We start from the raw sequence: 23,185 nt of genomic DNA, 5'->3' as shown, positions 1-23,185 counted from the left end.
AAACAGTATTTTAAGGCATAATAAGTTAGCCAGTATTAGCAAAGGACAACTATGTTAGAGATCGCATTAATTTATTTAGCCGCAGCCATTGTTGCGGTGCCTATCGCAAAACGCCTTGGGTTAGGCTCCGTGCTCGGCTATTTGCTGGCAGGTATTTTAATTGGCCCGTATTTGCTGGGGTTAGTGGGCGATCAAACGTCTGTTATGCATTTTGCTGAATTTGGTGTAGTAATGATGCTGTTTTTAGTCGGCCTTGAACTACAACCTGCAAGGCTTTGGAAGTTACGCCACTCTATTTTAGGGCTTGGGGGTTTGCAAGTAACCCTAACAGCCGCGGTAATTTTTGCAATTTGTTATTGGTTTATGGCCATGCATTGGCAAACAGCACTAGCAATTGGTTTAATGCTCGCGCTTTCTTCAACAGCAATTGTGCTACAAAGCCTGGAAGAAAAAGGTTGGCTGAAAAATGAAGCCGGCCAAAATGCGTTTTCGGTACTGCTATTTCAAGATATTGCCGTTATTCCTATTTTAGCATTACTACCATTATTGGCGTTTGAGCCAATGTTAAATGCCACCAGCACGCATAATTCGCTAACTGCCGATTGGCCAGTTTGGGGGCAAGTAACCGCCTCAGTAACAGTGATCGCGGCAATTATTTTAGCTGGTAAGTATATTTCTGCGCCGCTATTTAGGTACATTGCTGAAACCAGAATGCGGGAAATATTCACTGTATTTGCGTTATTTTTAGTGGTAGCGATTGCGCTGATTATGCAAAATGTTGGCTTATCTCCAGCGTTAGGGACTTTTTTAGCTGGTGTGGTACTGGCAGAAAGTGAATTTCGTCATGAGTTAGAGGCCGATATAGAACCCTTTAAAGGACTGTTATTAGGATTGTTTTTTGTCGCTGTCGGTGCCTCTATCGACTTTGCATTGTTATTTAATCAATTTACTTTAGTGGTTACATTGGTTGCAGCTTTAATTGTTGTAAAGGCCGCTGTTTTGTATGCCTTAGCACGAACTTTTAAAATTCATCATACCCAGCAACTGTTATTCACTTTAGCCCTAGCACAAGGTGGTGAGTTTGCTTTTGTGCTCCTGACGATGACTAATACATTGCAAATTTTAACCCCAGAACAAAGCAACTTAACCACCTTAGTCGTGGCCATCTCAATGTTAATAGCCCCTTTACTATTAATGCTTTACGACACATTACAAAAACGTAGCAACACAACAACAAAACCTGAGTTTGATAAACCAGAGCAGATAAGCCCAGCCAAACACGTAATCATTGCTGGGTACGGCCGTTTTGGACAAATTATGGGGCGCTTACTGAGCACCCAAGGGTATGATATTAGTGTCCTTGATCACAGTCCTAGCCAAATTGATCTGCTGCGCCGCTTTGGTAATACGGTGCATTATGGTGATGCAGCACGTAAAGAACTACTCGAAGCCGCTGGAGCTGATACCGCACAATTACTGGTTATTGCTATTGATAATGCCGACAAAACTCTCGAAATAGTTAAACTTGTCCGCAAACACTTTCCGCACTTAAAGATTGTGGCGCGCGCTAAAGATCGTCGCCATGCTTACCAATTACTTAATTTGCACGTTGATGCGTTTAACCGAGAAACCGTTGACTCCGCCATCAACCTTGCCGTTGAAACCCTAGAACTATTAGGAAATTCAAAGGAAGACTCGCAGCGCGCAGGACACTTATTTAGAGAGCACGATCGTGCTTCAGTACTGCAATTAGCAAAACTGTGGGGCGATGATCACAGTTATGGTGTAGCGGTACGCCAACGTACTGAAGATCTAAAACAAGTACTCAATCAAGATAAACGTGCCAGAGAATCACTCAATACCTGTGACCAAGGTGACTGCGAGGACAACCATAAAGATGCTTAAAATAACTTTAGAGCAATGGCGTATGTTTAGGGCTGTGGTTGAACATGGCGGTTTTAATCAAGCATCACTAAAAATTTATAAAAGCCAATCAAGTATTCACAATGCTGTTGGTAAAATTGAGACCGCTTTAGGTGTTAAGTTATTTACTATTGAAGGACGTAAAACAGTGATCACCGAAGCTGGTGAGATGATGATGCGCCGCGCTAATTACCTACTCGATGAAGCCGCCAAAATAGAAGCAATTGGGCAGACTCTCAGTGAGGGGATTGAAAGCAAATTACGTATTGCTGTTGATGAAGTTTTTCCGCAAGCACTGCTTTATAAAGTACTCAACAATACCTCGGCAATGTATCCATTATTACGTATTGAATTATACGAATCAGTACTGACTGGCGCGAATGAATTACTAGAGAACACCAGTGCCGATATTGCAATATCGGGATTCACTGGCAAAGCCGGGTTTAGTGAAGAGTTGTGCAATATCGAGTTTACTGCTGTTGCGCACCCAGATCATGCGTTACATAGCATCACTCGGCCTATCACCCTTGAAGATTTAAAATCGCACCGACAAATTGTGGTACGCGATTCTGCCTTACACAATAAACAAGACGGTGGCTGGTTAGGTGCCGACCAGCGCTGGACAGTAAGCCATATGCGGACTTCCATTGATATGATCAGCAACGGCTTAGGCTTTGCTTGGCTGCCTAGCACAGCGATTACCAATCAGTTAGCACAAAATCAGCTCAAGCCCCTTAATCTTAGCCACAATAGTAAGCGCAGTGCCATGCTACATTTACTGTTTAAAGACGGTGATCGCCTTGGCCCGGCAGCGCGCACATTTATTGGCGAGTTACGATATCAAGTAATGCAGGCTGATCTTGATTGCTAATCAAGGGCTTTCATTCTATTAATTAGAACAAATAGTCCTTTTAAAAGCGATTTTAATCTTCCTTATAAAACTTATACTGCTGCTATTCAAATTAGGGTTTAATCAGGAGTTAAGTTATGCACTACATACGCAAAGCCAGCGAGCGCGGCCAAGTTGATCTTGGTTGGTTACAAAGTCAGCATAGTTTTTCATTTGGCCATTACCATGATCTAAAACACATGGGGGTGTCGGTGCTTAGAGTGATCAACGAAGATAAAGTACTTGCAGGCCAAGGCTTTGGCACTCACGGGCACCGAGATATGGAAATAATTTCCTATGTCATTTCCGGCGCATTAAAACACCAAGACAGCACTGGTAATGAATACATTGTTCCTGCTGGTGACGTGCAGCGGATGAGTGCCGGTAGTGGCATTATGCACAGCGAATATAATGCTTCAAATTCAGCAACAGCGCACTTTTTACAAATTTGGATACAACCCAAATTGCGTGGTATAGCCCCTAGCTATGAGCAAAAAAGTATTCCGCAAACAACTCAGCTTACACCACTTGTTACACCAAATGGCGAACACGGCAGCGTGAGCATCAACCAAGATGCTAGTATCTATCGTTTAAAACTTGATGAGGGTCAATCGCATACATTGCAAACAGCGGATAGAAAAGGTTATTTGCATATTATCTGCGGGCATATAGACGCTAACAAGCAAAATTTTAGTAACGGCGATGCCTTTGCACTAAATCGCAATGAACGGGTAACATTAACAGCCACCAGCAGCTTAGAAGCGCTGTGGTTTGATCTACCAGCATAAAGTAAATAATCAGTAAGTAAAAAAACCAATGACAGTAACAACCCTCTCTATCATCGCATTTGTCGTATTGCTCACCGGCGTGTCAAAATCAGGCTTTGCAGGAGCGCTTGGAGTGTTTAGTGTCCCTTTACTAATGCTAGTGATGCCCCCCGTTGCCGCAATCGGTTTGATGCTACCGGTACTTATTGTTGCCGATGTCTTTAGTTTAAAAAGTTACTGGCAACAATGGGATATACAGCAACTTAAACGCTTACTACCGGGTTTATTGGTAGGCGTAGTTATTGCACATGCGTTAATTGGCTGGTTAGATGCGGCGTTTATAAAAACAGCGATTGCTATTTTATGTATAGTGTTTGCTATTCGCAGTTTAGCCTTTAGCAAGTTTACTTTTAGTGCCTTAAATAGCCGTTTAGGTGCCTTCTCTATGGGCGGTTTAGCCGGTATTGCAAGTACCTTAGTACATGCTGGCGGCCCACCTTTAATAATGTATTTCAGTACCATTAAGTTACCACCGAAACGATTTGTCGCAACTGTGGCGATTATTTTTGCGATGATGAATGCCGTCAAGCTTATTGGCTTTATTAGTCTGGGTTTAATCGAAATAAAGTGGGCATTAATTGCACTTGCCAGCTTGCCGATTGCTTTTTGTGGTAATCGTTTAGGGATCTGGTTGCAGGGCAAACTCAATACTTCGCAGTTTCTGAAAATAATGAATATACTACTCTTGTTGCTGGGTATTTGGTTGTTAGTGATGTGATCTGGCTAGTTAAACATTTCGTAGTTAGGTAAACTGATTCAACAAACGCTATTTAAGGCTCTATTTTGTTAAATAACCAACCACTTCGTAAACCCTTCTCTGTACTGGTTGTTATTTATAAAAAAAATAAAGACTGTTTACTGATCCAACGTACCGATGATGCTAACTTTTGGCAATCAGTCACCGGCGGGATTGATGAAGGCGAAACGCCTGTTGTGACAGCTTACCGTGAGCTATTAGAAGAAACAGGGATAGATGCCCGCGCGCTGGGTTTAACAATACGCGATCACCAAAAAACCAATCAATATACCATTAGAGAGTCATGGCGACACCGCTATCAAGCCAATGCGTTAATTAATACTGAGTATGTTTTTAGTATTTGCGTACCCAATGATATCGCCATTACTTTAGATCCGAATGAGCACACCGATTTTATTTGGCTAACGCAACAACAAGCGGCTGACAAAGCCTGGTCGCCAAGTAATCGCGATGAAATCTTGGCGCTATAGTTTATTTAATTGTTATCAATTAGGTTAACTGCTTACTTGTAGCACTTATTGAAACAATAAGCCCATATTGATTGCTTGTGGCAACCACATCATTGCGTCTGAGGTCAACTCATCGCTAGAAACCTCTAGCTGTAATGCTGTTTGCTTAATCGCCATATTAAAGCTACTTCCTTGTATACAAAAACCGAGTAGCAAATACTGCCAATGAGCTAAAGACCAGACTCTAAATCTATAATGTATACGTGTTAAAGCAAGGTAACATGGTTGCTGAATAGGTAAAATCAACTCATCAGGCATTACTTCTAATTTTACTATGCAGGCTTCAATTTGTGAAATGAGCTCTAAAATAGGGTAATCTAATGTTATTACCCGCAAACAAGGCGCCGCTTGAATATCAGTATTATTTACTAAACACGTGAGCATTTGCTGTTCGATAGAAAGCTCGGTTGCCGTTACATTTTTTTCAAGACCTTGGGCTACTAACACCTCAGACTTGGTGCGTTCAAATAAGGCTATTTGAGCAGGTAAATCGACCATAGTTTGTTGAGCAACATCGATTATACCTTGTGGTTTAGTTTGTGCTAAAAATTCGGCAAATTGCTCACCTAAATAATATAGACTCCAACTTTTAGAAGGCACCGTCACAATAAATGCTTTAGCAAATGTGGAAAATAACGAATCTCCCATATACTGCGCCAACAATGAAAACTCACAACGTAAACAATCCACAAGCCTTAGCACATAACCTGCAGCGTAAATATCTACTCGCTGCTGGGCTGAAATTTTATCTGTACTTTTAATTAGCGTATCAAGCATAACGCCATCATGCGCATATGCCTGTAAGAGTTTATCATCCAAATCACCACGAACAATTAATACTGTTTGCAACCAATGTTGCACTTGCCTCAATGAATGTTCACTCATAATTTCTCTTTAGCTAAAACCAGCGGTGTAGAAATACAACCTTGTTGGTGGCTATTTTGTACTGGAGCATGAGGAATTTGACCCGCTAATACAGTTTTAGCTTTGTTTAACTCAGCGACTAATTTAGGAAACGCAGGAATATTTGCATCCCATTCCAGTAAAGTCGAGACAGGCCCACATAAAGATTGCGCGAGTTGATACAATTCCCATACAGGTTCAGGAACTGGTTTATCATGGGTATCTATCAAACAATGCCCGCTGAGTGTTGGCCCCGCCAAATGCATTTGCACAATACTTTTAAGCGGTAAGTTTTTTATATATGTCCTTGGGCAAAAACCGTGATTATACGCCGACACATAAACATTATTAACGTCTAGCAGCATAGCACACTGTGTTTGTTCGACCAGCTGCGTAAAAAACTCCGGCTCCGTGAGCGACGAGTTTTGAAACTCTAAATAAGTAGAGGGGTTCTCCAGCACTAATGGCCGCTGTAAAAAGTCTTGTACCTGATTAACCCGGTTAATAACATGCTTTAAGCTTTCCTCAGTAAGCGGCATAGGTAGTAAATCGTGGCTATTTACTCCTGCAAAGCCTGTCCAACATAGATGATCTGATATCCACGCTGGTTTTACAAAATCCGCCAATGCTTTTAACTTTTCTAAATAGTCAAAATCAAGCGCAGAGCTACTGCCTATATTCATAGACACACCATGCATAACAATAGGGAAATCAGCCATCAATTGTTCTAATACATGACGGCCATAGCCATAATTATCGATGTAATTTTCACTAATGATCTCAAACCAATCAACCCCTGTTACTGGTTTTTGCATTAAGTACGGATAATGCTCACTGCGCAACCCCAAACCAAAGCCTAGCGGGTTTATTTGCTCAATAGCAGAAGCAGCAAAAGGCTGCTTCTGTATGTATGATGTCATGTATTCAATCCAATTAAGTTGAAGGCGGAAGCGCTAAGCGAATATCATCTGCAGGTGGCGGCGTAGTTTGCACTCCTTTTGCATTACAATAGGCCTGCCACGCGATACTGTAAACCGCATCACCTTCTTTAAATGGCATTTGCTCTAGAACTTTACCTGTTTCTGGGTCGGTATATGGTTTAGCCGTAGATGCATAGTCTGGTCCATCACCAAATTCAAATAATTGCATCTGGGGTTTTGCTGATGGCTCTTTTGGGAATAGCTGCGAGGCAGAAATCGGCACAGCACAGCCACCTAAATTATTACATTTGTTATTTGCAGGAGCGCTAAATGGACCATCAGCAGGGGCGCTACCACCACAGCTTCCTCCCGGTGTTGTGCTATGCACAAACCCACACCCACCTTGCGCTTTGCAATTGTTCGAACCTTTACAGCTGTGGAACACTGTTGCGGGAGGCAAATTATTTGAATTTTCTTTTGTATAATCCATACCTTGGCATGCATGGTATAAAACATCCTTAGACATATCCGCAATACCCGCAACCAGATCTGGAGCCTGCCCTGTTGTAGCCCAACAAATAGATACTCGATCGCCCGAACCACCCATTGCAGGACCTGGAAACTCAGTCGTTTTACCACCCCAATAGCGATCCAATGCTGTGGTAAGTCCTTTTAAAGTGCCAACCGCTGATTCACTAAAAATTTGATGTGTTTGTGCACGACGTTCAGGGCTAGAAAACAAATTATTCAATGCTTTTTCTACATCAACTACAGCAGGTAAATCTGGGTGCTTATGCTTAGCCTTATCGCCACCTTGCGGGTTAAGCATTGCTACTGTAAATTTACCGCACAAGTTATGCCACGTTTGCCAGGTCATATACACTTGGGCCGCGTTGTTATCACTGTAAGATTGACCCTCTTGGTATTCATATTGAATAATCAAATCAAGTACATCAGCAAAGGTAATAAAATGATCTTTTTTAGTATTTGTAATACGTGCGCATGCAATACCAGATAACGGAAGTGGCTTTTGCCCAGCGCTATCCGCTGGGTAATCTTCTTTTAGGTTATCAGCATTAGGTTGAAACTTAGCAGCGACCTGATGATCATCTGCCTCAATCGGTGTGCTTTTCAATGCTACCGTTTGTTGCTGCAAATACGTTATTACCCAACTCTCTGCCGCCCAGCGGCTGCAGATTTCAGAAACAACACCTTTACCTTCACCTTGATCCGTTATTGCATTGATATTATTAACAATTTCAATTTTTAACTTATCTAGATCATTACTTTCATTGATTGAACCATTAATCCCCGGGTATTGCGGTTTATATTCGGCTGAGTCACGAGTATTAAAGTAATCACGTTGCACGGAATCAGGTTTAGCTGGATTCACCAAAATATCAATTAAGCTACTACCATCCTCATACACAATTTCAAGATAGTCCCAATAACAGCAATACATATGCCCGATAGAACCAAACATAGGTAAATCAACTTCTGTATCTGTTGCTTTAAACCAATCAAAAGGAGCTGTTTCAAAGTATTTAGGGCGAACTCCATCTAAATCTTTATTAATTATTAATTTTTTTGCACTTTCCTCGGTTTCTTCAATCAATAAAAACAGTAAAGCCTGCTCTTTTGTCAATGCAGCTGCATTGACTCGCATATCTTGTAGCGTTTGACCCTGAAAGTGAGTTGTAAAGTATTCTTTCACTTTAGGGCTAAGTTTTGATAAATCACGGCTGCAGTCTTTAAAATCTAAGATATGCGGGATTTGCGTTGTATCGTCATAACAATGCCAACCAAACTTTTCTGTTTGCAGTGCATTACTGGTAAATGAAGGAGTTAGATTTAGTTTACTGGCGATATTAGAAGCCAACTGTAAATGCAGCATTTCTTCTATAAACACACTATAAACAGCATTAAACGCCTGTTCATTTACGCTCAGTGGCTTGCTGGGTTTTGGCGTTGGAGTAATATCTAATTTTGCTATTCGTTCATTAGGAATAAAGCCTGCTGTTGCCCCTAACCCAGGCCATAAACGCTCGGGATACAAGCCTTCATCCCCACCTATTGCATGCATGCCTTGTATTGAATACAGACCTGTCATATATAACGGGATGGTAAATAACTCAACGTTAATCGCAGCTTGTGCGATGGCTTTTATACACGCAATATCAGCGTCTTTGTAACTTACGGGACGCTCTTTAATTTTTTTGTATTGTTTGATGCTGACTTTAAGATCAAGATCGAGGTTAATCCTTACCGCCTTTTGTGCACTCTGCATTTTCAATTGCTCCATGATGACAGTTATATGCGACCAAGAAACTTGTCGCGTAAGTCAAATGAGTGTAGAAGGTTTCATCAGCGATGCAGTATTACAATACATTACAAAAGTAGATATTTGGTACAGAAGTAAAACTAATACTTTATTCAAAAACAGTAAAAAGCGCGTTGATAAGCACATTAAAGTGGCGTCCGTTCACCCAACAAGCATTATGCTGTTTCGGCTCAGTAATATCGTTTACCCGCTAGTAGCAATCATTTTACTGCGAATATTTACCTCTATCGGCATCATTGTAGATTTGCAAGTAAGATTTAATACTGAATATCCTTGTTATACCCAGCCCCAAAAGCTAGGTATAACAAGTGGATAAATAGCCGGCGCTATAACCGCTGTTTGTTACTATAAATACTTTAACCAAGGTTTATTTGCTTTGCGCTTATAGTGACTAAATGCCTTAGTTGGCCAATATAAAGTAACGGCTAACACAACCGTAATTAACCAAATCCATGTAATATCATTTACGGCAAAATATGCACCATGATTAGCACCAAAAATAGCACTGCAAATTGTGTATAAAATCAATAAAACGTAAAGATGAAAAATATAAAAGAACATCGGCACCGAGCCATACACTCTTAAAGCATTACTAAAGCGATTTAACGGACGCTCAAAAAACCATAAGCCAAAAAACATCAGCGCTAAAGTAATTAATAAAAAGCTCAATGACGGGGGGTATTTAGTAACGTTAAATATCGACATCGCCGTTTGTGCTGTGCTTGCAAATTGCTGCCAAGGCAAGGTTTCGCCATAAATATTTAAACCTCGTAAAATCACAAATAATGCAGCGCACGCCAAGCCTAAACCAATTAGCCACTGTTTACGATCTTCACTGTCTCGGTTATGTGCATACAGTGGGCCTGCGCAGTAACCAAGTAATATAACCCCAATCCAAGGTAATACAGGGTAACTGATTTTGACATTAACTAAACCACCTTCGGAGATAAAGCCACGATCGTGCAGAATAGTCCATAAGGTATAACCCCACTCATCAGGACTGAAGGTAATTGGTGTAAGTAAGTTATGACCAAAAACGATCAATAAACCCAATGCTAACAATAGTCGTTGCGGTAAGTTAATTAGTAATGCCAGAGCCAACATACACAGGCCAATAGCCCATATCACTTGTAGAAAAATAGTCGGGATAAACCAAATCCACAAAAAGCAAATAACCGTAACTTCAAGGGCAATTAAAAACAACCCCCGCTTAACTAAAAAACTACGTGCAGAGCGTACTTTACCTGAGCTTGGGTGGCTATAAAGCCACGCTGAAAGCCCCGTTAAAAAAATAAAGGTTGGCGCACAAAAGTGCGCAGCAAAACGGCTCCAAAATAATCCCGGTGATGTTACATCAACATTCATTGGATCAGACACCTGCATGTGCAAGAAAAATCGCTCTCGCACATGATCAAGGAGCATCAACAAAATAACCGCACCACGCATGATGTCGATACTGTGAATACGGTTTTTAATTTGCTCAGAAGTCATAGCTTATGCCCAACTTAAACTGTGTTGGTGAGCCAGGGTAGGCCCATAATGCGTTGTAGCTACTGGCTATGTAACTTTCATCAAATATATTATCAATATTCAGTGACACTGCCGTACGATTAGTTGCTTGCCATTTAGCAAATAAACCCACTAACTGATAACTCGGTAGACGAAATGTTAAATCAGCTGGATCACCAAGTCGGTCTGAAATATATTGGTAATGACCACCAATTTTGATGTCTTGCTCAAATACACGGGTATCATGATTTAATGAAAGCGAAAAGTTATTCTCTGGTACGTTAACTAATGGGCTGCCTTTGGGAATTGGTACTAACCAATCAACATTAACTACATCATTCGCTGTTTCAGCTTTTACGTAGGCATATGAGATTGTGTATTCAGTATTTGCATCTAAATAGCCAGTTAAGTCTAGTTCAAAACCTTTACTCGTCGCCTCACCTACCGGTGCTGAATAGCCAACATTCACCGGATCAGCTACCAGCATATTACTTTTACTTGCATCAAATAACGCAAGTGTACCGCTAACGTTGTCAAAGCTAAACTTCATACCCACTTCAAACGAGTCACTTTCTTCAAAGCCAAAAGGTTCACCTTGAGCATCAGTTCCGCTCAGCGGTAAAAAGCCTTCAGAGTAGCTTGTATAAAGGTTGATGGCATCATTTAACTCATAAACTATACCAAAACGAGGGCTGATTCGGTTTTCTTTGCTGTTAGAGGCAACGCCAGACTTAGTTTCAAAAATATCTTGTTCTATTTCATCAAAACGTAAACCCACCATTACTTTGAAGCGCTCGGTAATATCTAATTGGTTTTGTAAATAAATACCATATGCATTTTGCTTTTCGTTGTTTTCATATTGCATGCTTACAGCAGGGCCTGGTTCTGTGCTGTAATTTGGCTCATGAATATCAATTGTATAAGTATCTTTGCCACCTCGGTAACGATACAGACCAGTACGTAATTCGTAATCATAGGCATCAGCGCCAAGCAAAATATGATTAGTTATACCCGCAAAATCAAAGTGACCACTTAATTCAAAACGTATCGATAAATCATCAGATGCATAATCGCGATAACGATGCTGGCGAGTAAGCGTTTTGCCATCATCAAACAGTGACTGGCGTGATGACGATAGCTCAGCATCTGAAGATTGTCCTGTTAGTGTCGCTGTGCGATAACTACTGCCAAGTAAAAGAGACCAATCACGGTTAAAATCATAGTTGTAATTTAGCTGATGTCCACGAGAGTGCACGTTGGTTGGCGTATCATTAGGGTTACCTAAAAAGCGGCTTCTAGGTACAGTATCAAAGTTCTCATTAAGTACAACAATACCACGGTCATACATTTGCTGCTGGTCAACGTACTCAAACTCATACGTTAATGACGATTTATCGTTGATGCTGTAATACACCGAAGGCGTGATCACAAACTTATCATGATGTACGTGATCTCGAAAACTGTCACTATCTTGCCATGCACCATTAATTCGAAATGCAATATCTTCAGTTAGGCCGTTAGTGTAATCACCTTGCACACGTTTATGATCTTCACTGCCAAGTTCAGCTTTTAACTGGCCTTGCTGATAGAACTGTGGTTTTTTAGTAATGATATTAATTGTACCGCCTGGTTCAGAACGACCATAGAGTGCAGAACCAGGACCTTTTAACACTTCAATATATTCAATGTTAGATACATCACGTGGTCCCGCAAAACCTCGCCCACCACTAAAGCCATTAATTAAATAGCCGGATGGCATATTTTCATTACCCGATAGCCCCCTTATAGAGTAGCTATCCCACAATGCCCCACCATTATTTTTGCGAGAAATACTGGCAGAAAAATCAAGTGCATCCCTGAATTTAGTGATGCCATTATCAACCATCATTTCTTTACTTAATGTGGTAATTGACTGCGGCAGCTCTTTAACAGGAATATCTCCTCTAAAGGCTTGTTTATGTGCAATTGTGATGGTTTCTATATCTGATTCTGTGGCATTAGAGCCAAAAGAGAGTGCTGCAAAGGCAAGAGTTAATGCTGAGTACTTCATGATCCACTTTAATGATTGCTAGTCTTGTTTGGATATAATATAACATAATTGCAAAGCAGTGATACAATATAACGTTCAATTTAATAAAAAATAATACCAACCCTAAATGCTATGGTGTCAGCTACTCTGCAACTTGTTCGTAAATGGCATTGGCCTGAGCAAGAGCAAGCGACTAACCTCACTATGCGCTTTGATTATTACTTTGACAAAGATGTCACTCGTGACGAAATAATTAGCCACTGTATTAAGCAATCAAAGCAACTGTGCAGTTAATTTATTTTGATCAGTATATTGAGCCTAAAGCCTGTATTGCCTACAATGGCACACAATATATTCAATGCAGATCACAATTATGACTGATACAAATAAACCAGAATTACCAGATCAACTTTCGATCAACCCACGTAGCAAATTTTATGTAGAAGAAGTATTCGAGCATGAAATCGGCATTACACTTAACGGCAAAGAGCGTTTTGACGTTGAAGAGTACTGCATCAGTGAAGGTTGGATCAAAGTAGCCGCACCTAAAGCACTAGACCGCCGCGGCCAGCCATTACTTATGAAAGTAAAAGGCACAGTAGAAGCGTTTTATAAGTAAACTAACTGTTTACTGTAAATGAAAAAGCCGACTGAAGTCGGCTTTTTTGTGTTTAACTTTTAATTAATTTCACCTTACTAACGAAAGCCAATACAGAGCAAACTTTATAACAAATTATAATTTGTCATTAAGTTTGACAAATTATAATTTGCCAACTAACCTGACAAAATATAATTTGTCACGAGGTGTGTTATGAAAAACATTGTTGGTCAGGCTGCGAGAAGTACGAACTTTTGGGATAGACCCTATGAACTTGCAGACATTTGGGAGGCAATAGACAACGGCAGTCATATTCTTTTATGCGCTCCTCGCCGTGTAGGTAAAACATCAATAATGTATAAAATAGTTGATGAGCCTAAAGCAAATTATATCCCCATTTATATTGATACAGAGTCAGCGGATTCTGAGGCAGAGTTTTGGTCAAAAGTTTTTAATGCGCTAATGGAAGAAGACTTTATTGCAAGCCTAAAAACAAAAGCTAAAAACTTCATGGATCAAATTAAAAATATCAACGTCAGATCTATAACGATGGAAGGCGTTGAGTTTGGTGATGGCGATAAGCTAAATCATAAACAAGCTTTTTATCGACTAATTAAAGATTTAGATCATGATAAAAAGCTCATCATTATGATTGATGAGTTTGCTCAGACCATTGAAAACATAATAAAGTACGAAGAATCTAAAAACGCAATCAGCTTACTAAAAGCCCATAGAGAATTACGACAAGATAAGAAGTTTTCACAAAAAGTGACTTTTATCTACGCAGGCTCTATAGGCTTAGAGAGCGTAGTATCCAAAATTGACGCTATTAAACACATTAACGATTTAAACAATATAAAAGTCCCGCCTTTAACTTTCCCCGAAGCAGAGCAGTTTACTATCGCACTGTTCAAAAGCGCAGAGATTAAAATCAATAAAACTGATATTGATCATTTACTTCATACCATACATTGGCTGATCCCGTTTTATATCCAACTCATCACTCAAGAAATTAAAAAAATATGCCGAAGAGGGCAAAAACTTGACCAAACTGTTATTGATCAAGCAATTCAAAACGCATTAGATAACCGCAATCATTTTGAGAGCTGGCAAAGTAAGCTGAAAACCGCATTAGGCAACAATGAGTATTTATTTTGTAAAGAAGTACTGAATGCTATTTCGAACCAAAAAGAGATTAACTTGCTCGATATTATGAATATTGCCAGTAAACATGACTTAAACGACAGTGAAGCAAAAGATTGCCTGCACTCACTAATATACGATGGCTATATTAACAATAACGACAACAATAAAACCTATCAATTTAACTCTCCGATCTTAAGAATGTGGTGGAACAAAAATGTCGCAAACTAATTACTCACGCTATAAATACACGCCTGATGAAATTGATGAAAAAGAATTTTTAGCTAAGTTTGTTGTGCGAAATCATGATTTTGACGACATTTTTGATGACATAATAAATAGTGATTACACGGTTCCTAGCCAACACTTTATAATTGTCGGTCAGCGAGGTCAGGGCAAAACAACCCTTTTAAGAAAAATAAAACTCGCAGTACAAGCTGAGCCAACGTTAGCTGACTTTTTGATCCCGATAAAATTCTCAGAGGAACAATATCAAATTCGTTCGCTTAGCCGCTTATGGGAAGAAATTGCAGATTATTTACAATGCACAGCTGAAGATAACTTTGCTACCATACATGATGATATGGAAAGCCATTTTGACGATGCCAATTACGAACTAAAAAGCTTTTCATACTTAGAAAAAGCAGTAAAAGCGAAAAATAAAAAACTAATACTGTTGATAGACAACATTGACGAGCTACTAGGCAAATTAAAAGAAAAAGAGCAACGCAGACTCAGAGAAATACTCCTCACATCGCCAACTCTCAAAATCATTGGCGGTTCAACCAAAATGCTAGAGCAGCATTTTGACTACGGAAAACCGTTTTACGAATTTTTCAAAATTATTAAACTTATCGGCTTAAATAAACAAGAGTGTTTTGATTTTCTTGCCAGCATGGGCGATGAACAACAAAAGAAAAAAATAGCCAGTATCATTAAAAATACCCCCGAGCGCATAGAAACTTTACGCCGTTTAACCGGTGGTGTACCAAGAACAATGGTGATGCTATTTGATATTTTTGTCGATGATGGCGGTAATGCATTTGATGACTTATTAAAAATACTCGATGATGCCACCCCTTTATATAAGCACCGCATGGATGACCTACCTGAGACATTACAAGATATAACACACACCATAGCAATGAACTGGGACGGCATCAGCACTAAAGATATTGCTAAAAAAACCCGCTTAGAAAGTAAAACTGTATCAGCTCAGCTTAAGCAATTAGAAACTAAATACGCCATCGTAGAATCTATTTCCATCGGTAAAAATAAGATTTATAAAATTGAAGAGCGATTTTTTAATATTTGGTATTTAATGCGCTTTGGCCGTAAAAAAGATCGCCAAAAAGTCGAGTGGTTAGTTAACTTTTTAACGTCATGGTGCAGCCCTGAAGATCTTGAATGTAGAGCCAAAGGCTTTATGAGTGCTATTCGCGGCGGTAAAATTCATGAGTCTTACGTTTATCACATGTGTGAAGCACTTAGCTACGCTGGTTTAGATATAAACACTGAGCATGAAATGAAGGAAAGCACCAAAGCCTATTTAACTTCAAAAAACTCTAGTTTCGTTAATGACATTTCAGCGTCAGATAAAGAAATTATAACAGAAGCCCTTCAATTAGCTGATGAAAATGAGATTGATGTAGCAATAAGACTACTCATTAATTCACAAAAAAATAGCGCTAAAATTTTATTTTGTATAGGTCTTCTATACCGCACAAACGAAAGCTTTAAAGAGGCCGAATACTATTTTTTACAGTCACTCAAACGCGGAGGTAGTGATGCACTTCTTAGTTTAGGGATGCTGTACCATGAGGAAAAGTGTTTTAAAGAGGCTGAAAAGTACTACCTTAAAGCTGCTGAAAGTGAGGTAACTAAATCATTTATCCATTTAGGCCACTTATATTACGACCAAAAACAGCTCGCTAAAGCTGAAACTTATTATTTAAAAGCCAGTGATAGTAGTGACAATAACGCACTATTCTATTTAGGTCATTTATACGCTAAGCAAGCTCAGTTTGAAAAGGCTGAAAATTACTATCAACTAGCAATAAAATTTGGAGATAACAATGCATTTCTAGATTTAGGGGCCCTATATTGCCAGCAAGGACTATTTGAAAAAGCGAAAGACCATTACCAAAAAGCGTATGAAAAAGGAAATTATTCCGTCTTAATTAACTTAGGTAATGTATATTTCGAACAAGACCAATTTAATATAGCTGAGAGTTACTATTTAAGGGCCCTCAAAAATAATGACAACAGAGCATTACTTAATCTTGGTCAGATATATTATATTCAAGGGTTATTTGATAAAGCTGAAAGCTATTACTTAAAAGCCATTAATGCAGGTATATCTAGTGCTCAGGAATGTTTAGTTTGGCTATACTTCGAACAAAACCATGATTTAAATAAGGCATTACAATTAGTTAAAACTGATTATGAACAGGACCCGAACTTTTCTAGTACTTACGCCTACGCCGTTATTCTGCTTTGGACTGAACATTTATCACAAAGCGGTGAGTTATTTTTACAATGGTTAGATATGGATGGAGAACACAGTGATTATGACATTGCACTTTACTTAACCTTGCTTATGGCCAAAAAACAGCTTTATAAAACGAAAGAGCTTTTAGAGCTGCCTGAACACGCCTTAAAAGATAAATGCAAACCTGTTTGGTATGCCTTGATGACTTTAATGCAGGATGACTTTCCCCATGAACTCACTAAAATGGGCGGTGAGCTACAAGAAAGTGTTGATGAAGTTCTACAGCAAGTTGCTAAATTTGAGAAAAAATACGCTCTGAGTTAAACGTTTCTCTAAATTATACAAGCTCAATAAAAAAGACGCCGACGCGTCTTTTTTCGTTTTCTATCGCCATTAAAAAGTAGTTTTACTTACGACGCCAGCCACTCCACACATCATCTTCTGAGTTGGCTTTATTTTTTTTCTTTTTCTTGCCGGTGCCTTCAGGCTTGGCCATTGGCTTGTCATTTTTAAGCGCAAGTGCTGCATCAAGGTTGGCTTGGTTTACGGCAAAGCCTGTTACTTCTTCACGCTCTAGGCGTAGTTTGTTTTTCTTTTCGATAATTTTAAAGTGATGAAAGTCTTCATAATCAATCAGTGATAACGCTAAACCTACTTCACCAGCACGGCCACTTCGGCCAATGCGGTGCATGTAATCAGCTGGGCTGCGTGGTAAGTTAAAGTTAATCACTACTGGCAGTTTGGCAATGTCTAAACCACGGGCGGCAATATCCGTGGCTATTAGTACTTCTATTTCGCCATTTTTAAACTTTTCGATTACCCGAGTACGTTCACTTTGGCCTTTATCACCATGGAACACTTGCGCATTCACGCCACGCTTTTCAAGTTTGCCCGCTAAATGCTCACAGTCTTTTTTAGCGTTGACAAAAATCAGCGCTTGGCGCCATTTATGCTGCTTAATTAAATGCGCCAAAACCGTGGTTTTTTCACCTTTATTTACCGTAAATACACGCTGCACTAAGGTGCTTTCGTCTTTACTTTGAACTTGTATTTCAACAGGGTTGGTTAAAAGCTCTTGGGTTAATAGCTTAACTTGCTCAGGGAAAGTCGCTGAAAACAACATGGTTTGTTTTTTAGCAGGCATAAGCGCTAGTAGCTCGGCAAGCTCTTCCGTAAAGCCAAGGCTTAACATGCGGTCAGCTTCATCAAGCACCAATGTACTCACTTTATCGAGCTTAATCGCATTGCTTGAGATTAAATCAAGCAAACGCCCTGGGGTTGCTACGATAATATCGGCACCGCCACGTAATGCCTGCATTTGCGTATTAACCGATACCCCACCAAACACCGCCACGGTTTTAATCGCGCCATTAAAGTTCGCAGAATACGATTTAACGCTATCAGCCACCTGCACTGCCAGCTCGCGCGTTGGCACTAAAATAAGCCCTGATACAAAGTTACCTTTGCTCGGTGTTTTATTAACGTTTTGGGCTAAAAACAGCGTTTGTAGTGTTGGTAATGCAAAGGTAGCCGTTTTACCTGAACCGGTATTCGCCCCTGCAATTAAGTCACTTCCCGCCAAGATACTTGGAATTGCTTGTGTCTGAATCGGCGTAGGTTGCGTGTATTCCAAATCAGACAATCGAGCAATTAGCTCTGGAATTAGGCCAAGTTCGTTGAAATTGCTAGGGTTTGCGGCTGAGGTCATAAAAGGTGCGGGCTCATTACTAAAAATAGCCTGTAATTTTAGCGTATTTAGCACGTATTAAGTAGGGGTTAGTGGTTTTAAATAACAGCTGCGTGTTGTAAGTAATAAACTTGACTCGATAATATTGGTACTTCATCAGGTCAAGTTTTCTAGAGCGAAGGTTCACGCTCTAGTAAAATAATTTTTTCCTTAAACAAACCTTGGTGGACTCAACTTAGTTCTTAGCTATCAATTTTATTATTTAGCTAATAATTTAAACCACTTATCTTTGTAAGGTGATTCGGCCATCAAGGCATCTATATACTTAATTAACTCATCATATTTTTCTTTAATCTCAGCCTCTGTCAACATGTTTTTCAATTTGGGTTTTATCCACTCACAAAGCTTATCTAACTTCTCTTCGGATACAAAAATTATACCCTCAGTAGAATATCCACTTTTAGGAGATGTAAATAAATGGGGTAAAAGCATATATTCGTAATCACCTACTCCTGTATCAAATAAATAATGAGCATTTAACGTGGTGGTCTTATCTAGTACTAATGATTCAAAACCTTGCGGAGGGGGCACCAAAAACCTAGAGTTTGCATTACTTTTCGATTTTGCTTTCATTAGAGCTGAAAGCAAAGCATTACTGTTATAAGGTTGTAATGGCTTTTGTTTTGAACACAGGTAAACTAAATCTGTTTTTTGATTTTTAAAGTCATCTGATTCGATTACCTCAATTGTGTTTACCCCATACCTTTCTTGCCACTCTTTGAATACTAAACATTTTATCAAGTCATCATAACCAGGGTTACTCCCCAAATAGATATTACAAATAGAAACGTTTTCACCATTAAGGTTTTTCTCTCCAATCCTTAATGGCTCTCCATTTAAATGCTCGTCTAAAGCTTTATCAGCAACCTTATATTTGAGCCAAAATTTATCAAAACGATTAAAGTCATCAGATAGCTTTTCCCAAGGATTATTACTAGAATCCATTAAAGCCATGGCATTTAAAAATAAAGAAAAATGTATTTTAAACTCTTCTTTAACATCTGAGCTCTCTTGATTAGCTTCCAAATCTCCGACTAACATCTCAGAAATATGGAAAAGAGAATTTTCAATAACTTGTATCAGTTTTGCACTAGCCTCTTTGTTTATTTCATCTCTATTAATTGAAAGCCAAGCACCTGCTTTACCTGAAAGTAAGTTTATTGTTACATCAGCAAAAAGAAACCTTATGTTTCCAGAGTCAAACTCCTGTCCGCGATATAAAGTATTAACCCGCGAGAAATGACTAGTGGGATAAAAAAGTAGCTCTACTTGTTCATCTTCTAAATCTATAAAAAACCCTTTCTTTTCTTCATCCTTAGTATTGAGAGAGATCGGTTCCTGATCTTTCAATTTATAGTGTCCGTTTACTCTAATTGGTGAGTGTTTCGCAAAATCAACTATCGAGTCAGCAATTCGAGCTGACTCAAATGGAAACGATTCATCTAAATTTGGATCGTGGTTATCTAAAATCATGCTTTTAACACTTGGCTCTCTATGTAAATTTATACTCCAACTTGTAGCAATTTTTTTAAGCGAAAATGTAATCTTAACTTCAGACCCGTGTTGAGTAGATATATCATTAGGCAAACTTTTTAAAAGTGCTAACCCCTCTTTTTCACCTAAGGGGTTATATAATTCTGCATGGCTACACTCATTCGTAAAGAGACTTTTTGTTGTAATGCTCACTTTATCTGCAAGAATAAATGAACTCTGAAAACCAATACCGAATGCCCCTGAAGGTTTCATCCACTCAGGCATTAAATCCACAATATCTTTTTTTGTTTTATTTTTACTAGAACTACTAATACTTAATAAGTAAGAAAAGTCTTTTATACTGAAACCGGTACCGTTATCTTTTATAGTAAGCTCCCATAATGAATTTTCACTTTCTTTTGGGCACTCTCCCATTTCTTTAAGTGAGATTTCGATTGCTTCATTATCAATAACACTCTTTACATCTGGATCTCTTGGTTCTTTCCATTTTTCACAACTAATCTTGTTTTTATTCCTTAACCAAATACTTATTAAAGTTGCATCGACAGCATTTTGTAGAAGCTCTCGGATACAGGCAAATTTTGAAGCATAAAGGTTACTCCCTTGTAGTAACTTAATTGCTTGTTCACTATCAAGTTTAAATTGAGGTCTTTCCCCTTCAGACAGTACTTGCTGCTGCCCACTAAGTTTCACCTGTATATTCCCTAAAGTAGGCAATAAACCAAAGCTCCTGCTAGGTGCTATTTCTTGCCAAAGGCTCATTTGCGCCTGAGTTTCTTGCTTTAACCATTCAAACCACTTATAAGATTCAAGGTAACTATCAACACTACTGCACTCTGCCGTAACCTCAATCCTATCTTTGTCTATGCGCAAATGCCTAATAGCAGCATGTTTATCTTCATGAGCCTTACTTAATGATGGTCTGCTATCACCAGCAATTTTTTTCATTACAGGACAAAAACGGTTGTCATCTAAATCCAACAAATCGCCAATTCTTAGCATGCAGGCAACAAATCTAGGGTGGCAATCTTCTTGTCCCAGTCCAGCTTCTTTATAAGGTAAGCCATTTTCACCAACAATCTCTTTAAAATTTGCTCCATGTAATGCACAAATTTGCCCAAGTATTCTGAAAAGCCTCTTAGGGATCAGTTCAGTTCTTGGAGAAGATATACCAGCGGATTCCCAAGGAGTATTTACCGTTTGCTCAGCTCTATTGGCATGTTTTCTTCTGAACCATTCAGCCATTAGCTGTCGGAAATTATCAGTGGCCTCAATGGGCGATCCCATGAATTGAAAGCTATCTATCAGATTTTCATTATTAAAATTTGAGCAAAACTCATTTAAATGATGATTTTTATCTGTAACTATGGAATCAATATAGTGACGAAAATCAGGATCACTAAAAGCTTCTTTTAGGTCATTTTGCGGAACTACCATACCTATATCATGCCAATAAGCAGACTCTAAGATAAGCCATGTATCTGTAGCTGTTAAATTAGCTATATTTTCTTTACCTAAGATTCTTTCGATATTTATCAAAATTTGTTTGCTATGAGATTCATCATGGCGGCTGAAGTGCGGGAAAAGACTACCAATACTCTGTAAAGCTTTTGGGATTATTTTTTGATCAAATCCCCATTGGTTCACTAATAAACTTAAATCGGAATGTTCAGTTCCTTTTGTTTTTAAGTGTTCAATTAATAAATCTGCCACTTTAAATATCCTTCTTATTATGTGATTTAAAGCCTAAAGTTAGGCCTCACTTTTGCTATATACGATAATCAACAACTTAATTTTCAAAAGTTAATAGCTTAAATTACTGCCTCTGATCATGCTTTTTTAACCTAGCCCTAGTTTCTTTTAAGTAATTTATATAAGGATATGAGTCATTTGCAATTGCTAGAGCAGATTCCATATTTTCAAGCGCTTGACGAGTATCACCTTGCATTTCATAACCGTAGGATAAGGCTGAAAGCGCATCGACTGATTTTGGGTGATTTTTTATATTGTACTTAAACACCTCAATTGCACGAGTAAATTGCTTGCTGCCCGTTAAGTTATAACCGAGAGATCTAACAGCGCGATCGGGTGGAGATATTTGCTCACCCCATTGCTGAGACAATGTTTTGTAATATGCATCAATAGAGGCTACATCGTCAGTCAAAGCACTGATTGGCATTTGCTTAGGTAAAAATAAGTTGTAGTAGGCATTAAATACGCCAGCAGCAGTAGTTAAGCCATGCGAGATGCCATCAAACGCATCATTAAAAAAGCGTAACCCCCGCGCTTTATGTGATTGCAGTGATTGCTGTAATTCATCATACCTTTCACGCATTATGCCGGCTTCTTCGCCGATATTTATATAAACGTAATTGTTAAGGTCTTTGCTTTTAGCTAAAAACGACTTTGTACTTTTTACCGATGCGCCATAGTTCCACCAAACCGCAGGGCTATACGCAATATGTGCTTGGAATAATTCAGGCTTTGCCTGCAACGCATATAACGAAAATACACCACCAGCAGAGGCACCAGCAATAATCTTATAGTCATGCGTACGATAATTTTTATTAATGAGAGGAATAAGCTCTTGTTCAAAGAACGCTAAAAACTTTGCAGCACCGCCCCCTTCACCAACTGGACCTTGCGGCTCCTTGTTCACGGTAGGATACATATCTCTGAGTCGGCTAGTGTTTTCAATAGCGACAATAATAACCTCTGGCGCACGATTATCATTTTGTAAACGCTCAATAACAGCACTGGCAAGCGGTATATTACCCGCGCCATCTAGGCGATATATCACAGGGTAAACTTTATCGGGGTTAGTTTGGTAGCTTTTAGGTAATTGAACGACAACGCTGCGTTCTTCATTTAAAACAGCCGATTTAAATGTATGTGTGTGCTGAGAATAATCTACGGTTTGTTGTTTGGTGTTAGGTTGTGCCAAGGCACTTTGAGAACTAAAAATATAAAAACTAGCAAAGCAGAGAGCTGTAAATAAACGCATAACTAATCCCTTAGAGAATAATGAGTTACTTAAGTTAACAGAGTTTCAGGCACAAAAAAAGCGCATTACGCGCTTTTTTTAAAATTAATGAAGCTTCATTA

The 23,185-nt window shown here is 39.1% G+C and carries 17 protein-coding genes; 9 read left to right on the top strand and 8 right to left on the bottom strand.

Features of this window, described 5'->3' with window-relative positions; translation table 11 throughout:
* Window positions 1-51 precede the first annotated feature (51 nt).
* The 5 genes from H5180_RS05465 to nudB all read left to right on the top strand — a co-directional run bounded on the left by H5180_RS05465 (window position 52) and on the right by nudB (window position 4,866).
* Entirely contained in the window at window positions 52-1,905 is a 1,854-nt protein-coding gene (locus H5180_RS05465; protein ID WP_145240191.1) for a monovalent cation:proton antiporter-2 (CPA2) family protein, read from the top strand.
* On the top strand, window positions 1,898-2,794 hold the full coding sequence (locus H5180_RS05460; protein WP_182757866.1) for a LysR family transcriptional regulator: 897 nt from the start codon (window positions 1,898-1,900) through the stop codon (window positions 2,792-2,794). Before H5180_RS05465 ends, H5180_RS05460 begins: the two co-directional genes overlap by 8 nt.
* A 116-nt stretch (window positions 2,795-2,910) precedes the next feature.
* Window positions 2,911-3,600 carry a pirin family protein gene (locus tag H5180_RS05455; RefSeq protein ID WP_182757865.1) on the top strand — a complete coding sequence of 230 codons (690 nt, stop codon included), beginning with the start codon at window positions 2,911-2,913 and terminating at the stop codon, window positions 3,598-3,600.
* A 28-nt stretch (window positions 3,601-3,628) separates the two neighbouring features.
* A complete protein-coding gene (locus H5180_RS05450; RefSeq protein ID WP_182757864.1) occupies window positions 3,629-4,357 on the top strand; it encodes a sulfite exporter TauE/SafE family protein in 729 nt (242 codons plus the stop codon).
* A gap of 65 nt (window positions 4,358-4,422) precedes the next feature.
* On the top strand, window positions 4,423-4,866 hold the full coding sequence (gene nudB, locus H5180_RS05445) for a dihydroneopterin triphosphate diphosphatase (RefSeq protein WP_182757863.1): 444 nt from the start codon (window positions 4,423-4,425) through the stop codon (window positions 4,864-4,866).
* Between the two features lie 45 nt (window positions 4,867-4,911).
* Here the strand turns inward: nudB and H5180_RS05440 are convergent, their stop codons facing one another.
* From H5180_RS05440 to H5180_RS05420, 5 genes are all read right to left on the bottom strand, one after another.
* Window positions 4,912-5,790, bottom strand: a complete 879-nt coding sequence (locus tag H5180_RS05440; RefSeq protein WP_145240180.1) for a DNA-binding domain-containing protein — start codon at window positions 5,788-5,790, stop codon at window positions 4,912-4,914.
* Window positions 5,787-6,728 carry a DUF692 domain-containing protein gene (locus H5180_RS05435; RefSeq protein ID WP_182757862.1) on the bottom strand — a complete coding sequence of 314 codons (942 nt, stop codon included), beginning with the start codon at window positions 6,726-6,728 and terminating at the stop codon, window positions 5,787-5,789. Before H5180_RS05435 ends, H5180_RS05440 begins: the two co-directional genes overlap by 4 nt.
* A gap of 13 nt (window positions 6,729-6,741) precedes the next feature.
* Window positions 6,742-9,015, bottom strand: a complete 2,274-nt coding sequence (locus tag H5180_RS05430) for a ferritin-like protein (RefSeq protein WP_257325195.1) — start codon at window positions 9,013-9,015, stop codon at window positions 6,742-6,744.
* Between the two features lie 399 nt (window positions 9,016-9,414).
* Window positions 9,415-10,560 (bottom strand): DUF1624 domain-containing protein, encoded by a 1,146-nt coding sequence (locus tag H5180_RS05425; RefSeq protein WP_182757860.1) that lies wholly within the window; start codon window positions 10,558-10,560, stop codon window positions 9,415-9,417.
* Window positions 10,550-12,628, bottom strand: coding sequence for a TonB-dependent siderophore receptor (locus tag H5180_RS05420; RefSeq protein WP_182757859.1), 2,079 nt, complete (start codon window positions 12,626-12,628; stop codon window positions 10,550-10,552). The genes H5180_RS05425 and H5180_RS05420 overlap by 11 nt, the downstream gene beginning before the upstream one ends.
* Window positions 12,629-12,739: 111 nt before the next feature.
* Here H5180_RS05420 and H5180_RS05415 point away from each other — a divergent pair, with 111 nt between their 5' ends.
* From H5180_RS05415 to H5180_RS05400, 4 genes are all read left to right on the top strand, one after another.
* Window positions 12,740-12,901 (top strand): hypothetical protein, encoded by a 162-nt coding sequence (locus tag H5180_RS05415; RefSeq protein ID WP_182717542.1) that lies wholly within the window; start codon window positions 12,740-12,742, stop codon window positions 12,899-12,901.
* A 79-nt stretch (window positions 12,902-12,980) separates the two neighbouring features.
* Window positions 12,981-13,226 (top strand): DUF3297 family protein, encoded by a 246-nt coding sequence (locus tag H5180_RS05410; RefSeq protein WP_149982278.1) that lies wholly within the window; start codon window positions 12,981-12,983, stop codon window positions 13,224-13,226.
* A 192-nt stretch (window positions 13,227-13,418) separates the two neighbouring features.
* Window positions 13,419-14,579, top strand: coding sequence for an ATP-binding protein (locus H5180_RS05405; RefSeq protein ID WP_182757858.1), 1,161 nt, complete (start codon window positions 13,419-13,421; stop codon window positions 14,577-14,579).
* On the top strand, window positions 14,566-17,163 hold the full coding sequence (locus H5180_RS05400) for a tetratricopeptide repeat protein (RefSeq protein WP_182757857.1): 2,598 nt from the start codon (window positions 14,566-14,568) through the stop codon (window positions 17,161-17,163). Before H5180_RS05405 ends, H5180_RS05400 begins: the two co-directional genes overlap by 14 nt.
* A gap of 82 nt (window positions 17,164-17,245) precedes the next feature.
* Here the strand turns inward: H5180_RS05400 and H5180_RS05395 are convergent, their stop codons facing one another.
* The 3 genes from H5180_RS05395 to H5180_RS05385 all read right to left on the bottom strand — a co-directional run bounded on the left by H5180_RS05395 (window position 17,246) and on the right by H5180_RS05385 (window position 23,084).
* Window positions 17,246-18,547, bottom strand: a complete 1,302-nt coding sequence (locus H5180_RS05395; RefSeq protein ID WP_182757856.1) for a DEAD/DEAH box helicase — start codon at window positions 18,545-18,547, stop codon at window positions 17,246-17,248.
* A 237-nt stretch (window positions 18,548-18,784) separates the two neighbouring features.
* Window positions 18,785-21,793: an ATP-binding protein gene (locus H5180_RS05390; protein ID WP_182757855.1), complete on the bottom strand. Its 3,009-nt coding sequence runs from the start codon at window positions 21,791-21,793 to the stop codon at window positions 18,785-18,787.
* Window positions 21,794-21,896: 103 nt separating this feature from the next.
* Window positions 21,897-23,084 carry an alpha/beta hydrolase-fold protein gene (locus H5180_RS05385; protein WP_182757854.1) on the bottom strand — a complete coding sequence of 396 codons (1,188 nt, stop codon included), beginning with the start codon at window positions 23,082-23,084 and terminating at the stop codon, window positions 21,897-21,899.
* Window positions 23,085-23,185 lie beyond the last annotated feature (101 nt).

The sequence above is a fragment of the Pseudoalteromonas sp. SR41-4 genome, from assembly GCF_014163985.1.
Taxonomy (GTDB): Bacteria; Pseudomonadota; Gammaproteobacteria; order Enterobacterales; family Alteromonadaceae; genus Pseudoalteromonas; species Pseudoalteromonas rhizosphaerae.
Note: the sequence above shows the minus strand (reverse complement) of the source record. Positions and strands in the feature narration are given on the sequence as shown.

Coding starts and splice junctions, on each gene's coding strand:
- H5180_RS05465 (WP_145240191.1), top strand. CDS start 52: ATGTTAGAGATCGCATTAATTTATTTAGCCGCAGCCATTGTTGCGGTG.
- H5180_RS05460 (WP_182757866.1), top strand. CDS start 1,898: ATGCTTAAAATAACTTTAGAGCAATGGCGTATGTTTAGGGCTGTGGTT.
- H5180_RS05455 (WP_182757865.1), top strand. CDS start 2,911: ATGCACTACATACGCAAAGCCAGCGAGCGCGGCCAAGTTGATCTTGGT.
- H5180_RS05450 (WP_182757864.1), top strand. CDS start 3,629: ATGACAGTAACAACCCTCTCTATCATCGCATTTGTCGTATTGCTCACC.
- H5180_RS05440 (WP_145240180.1), bottom strand. CDS start 5,790: ATGAGTGAACATTCATTGAGGCAAGTGCAACATTGGTTGCAAACAGTA.
- H5180_RS05435 (WP_182757862.1), bottom strand. CDS start 6,728: ATGACATCATACATACAGAAGCAGCCTTTTGCTGCTTCTGCTATTGAG.
- H5180_RS05430 (WP_257325195.1), bottom strand. CDS start 9,015: ATGCAGAGTGCACAAAAGGCGGTAAGGATTAACCTCGATCTTGATCTT.
- H5180_RS05425 (WP_182757860.1), bottom strand. CDS start 10,560: ATGACTTCTGAGCAAATTAAAAACCGTATTCACAGTATCGACATCATG.
- H5180_RS05420 (WP_182757859.1), bottom strand. CDS start 12,628: ATGAAGTACTCAGCATTAACTCTTGCCTTTGCAGCACTCTCTTTTGGC.
- H5180_RS05415 (WP_182717542.1), top strand. CDS start 12,740: ATGGTGTCAGCTACTCTGCAACTTGTTCGTAAATGGCATTGGCCTGAG.
- H5180_RS05410 (WP_149982278.1), top strand. CDS start 12,981: ATGACTGATACAAATAAACCAGAATTACCAGATCAACTTTCGATCAAC.
- H5180_RS05405 (WP_182757858.1), top strand. CDS start 13,419: ATGAAAAACATTGTTGGTCAGGCTGCGAGAAGTACGAACTTTTGGGAT.
- H5180_RS05400 (WP_182757857.1), top strand. CDS start 14,566: ATGTCGCAAACTAATTACTCACGCTATAAATACACGCCTGATGAAATT.
- H5180_RS05395 (WP_182757856.1), bottom strand. CDS start 18,547: ATGACCTCAGCCGCAAACCCTAGCAATTTCAACGAACTTGGCCTAATT.
- H5180_RS05385 (WP_182757854.1), bottom strand. CDS start 23,084: ATGCGTTTATTTACAGCTCTCTGCTTTGCTAGTTTTTATATTTTTAGT.